Origin of the sequence: Arthrobacter sp. E44, assembly GCF_041877125.1 — a bacterium.
Classification (GTDB): Bacteria; Actinomycetota; Actinomycetes; order Actinomycetales; family Micrococcaceae; genus Arthrobacter.
Genome location: NZ_JBHDJA010000054.1, coordinates 1 through 1,682, shown reverse-complemented (window position 1 = coordinate 1,682; position 1,682 = coordinate 1). Strand labels below are relative to the sequence as shown.

The following is a 1,682-nucleotide window of genomic DNA, read 5'->3' as shown; positions in this document are numbered from 1 at the left end:
GGCGGTTTCTAGGGGTCGTTGCAACACTGCTGGTGTTATGTGGTCATTAGTAGATCACGCAGACGCTCGGCTGGGGTGTCCCAGCCGAGCGTTTTGCGTGGTCGGCTGTTGAGTTCTTGGGCGACGTGTTCGAGGTCTTCGGGGCCATAGATGGATAGGTCCGTGCCTTTTTCGAAGTATTGGCGCAGCAAGCCATTGGTGTTTTCGTTGGAGCCGCGTTGCCAGGGGCTGGCGGGGTCGCAGAAGTAGACCTGCATGTCCGTGGCCATGGTGAAGGATTTGTGGGCTGCCATTTCCGCGCCCTGGTCCCAGGTCAGGGAGCCTCGGAGGTGTTCGGGGAGTGTCTTCATCGTGGCGATGAGGCCATCACGGACGGTTTCGGCGGTGTGGTCTCCGGGCAGATGGACGAGCATGACGTATCTGGTGGTGCGTTCAACGAGGGTGGCGATGGCGGACTGGTTGCTTGCCCCGGTGATCAGGTCTCCTTCCCAGTGTCCTGGAACGGCGCGGTCTTCAACTTCGGGTGGGCGTTCGGAGATCATCACCATAGGGTCAGCGAAGCGGGGCTGCCGCTGCTGGGGGTCCTTGTGAGGCTTACGGCGCGTCCGGCCGGTGCGCAGAGCTGCCTGGACTTCACGTTTGAGTCCTCCGCGGGCCTGGAAGTAGAGGGCCTGATAGATCGTTTCTGGGCTCACGCGCATCTCCGGGTCGTTGGGAAACTTCCTGATCAGCTTGTTGCTGATCTGTTCCGGTGACCAGCGCCGAAGCAGCTTCTTCTTCACATACTTTCGTAACCGGTGGTGAGTGACCAGCTTGCTGTCCTTGGGCCGGGGCCGCCGGGCGGTCGCGGCACGTTGGGCTGCATAGGCGTAATACTTCCCATCGTTGACACTGTTCCTGGCCAGTTCCCGGCTGATGGTCGAGGCGGACCGGCCCAGCTCCCTGGCGATCTTCCGGACCGGTGTGCCGGCAGCGCGGAGGTCAGCAATCCGTTCCCGGTCCTGCAAAGTCAGGAATCTGGCATCCAGTGGTTTCTCCAAGGCCGCAAGTGCGGGAAACGCGCCAGAATCGGTGATCGCTTCGTCGGTGGTCAGTGTCATCACACCACTGGTGTAATCGACCCGGCGGCCATCACGGTAGATTCGCCCGTTCCGTGTCCTTCTGACCCCGTTGTCCCATTCCTGGGCCGTGCACCGGTTAATGCCCAGTTCTTTGGCAGCCTCCCGGCGTGTCATTCCAGCTTCGCGGAGCTTGCGGAAATCCTCACGGCTGGGGCCTTCCGTGCGTTTCCGCGCAAGCCCGGCCTTCTGGGTCCACTTGTAACAAGTTTGACGGCTCAACCCCAGTTCGGCAGCGGCAACCGTAGTGCTACCGGTACGCGCCAAAGCCTTGAAGAACGCTGCCTTCACCTCCGGGGTTACTCTCGCCCCACGGACATTCCCGCCATTTATGGTGCCGGCAGATATTCCCGCCTCACGCAGCCACCGGTAGCACGCCGACGGTTTAAGCCCGAGCTCAGCCGCGGCAAGAGCAACACTCCCCGCGCTTGCCAGTGCCCGGAAGAACCCTTCCCTTTCCCCGGAGGTATAGCTCCGTCGAGGGGTCCTGCCCTCGCTTAAAGACGACATGGTCGTTGCAACTCCCAAAACTAAGGGGTGTTGCAACGACCACTAGAACCCAAG

General features: G+C 61.4%; 1 protein-coding gene. It reads right to left on the bottom strand.

The features are described from left to right. Positions 1-35: 35 nt before the first annotated feature. Positions 36-1,100: an IS30 family transposase gene (locus ACETK3_RS21270; RefSeq protein WP_236800159.1), complete on the bottom strand. Its 1,065-nt coding sequence runs from the start codon at positions 1,098-1,100 to the stop codon at positions 36-38. Positions 1,101-1,682: the final 582 nt, after the last annotated feature.

What these genes read in the sequence shown, in the direction of transcription:
- ACETK3_RS21270 (WP_236800159.1), bottom strand. Translation starts at nt 1,100, where the DNA reads ATGACACTGACCACCGACGAAGCGATCACCGATTCTGGCGCGTTTCCC.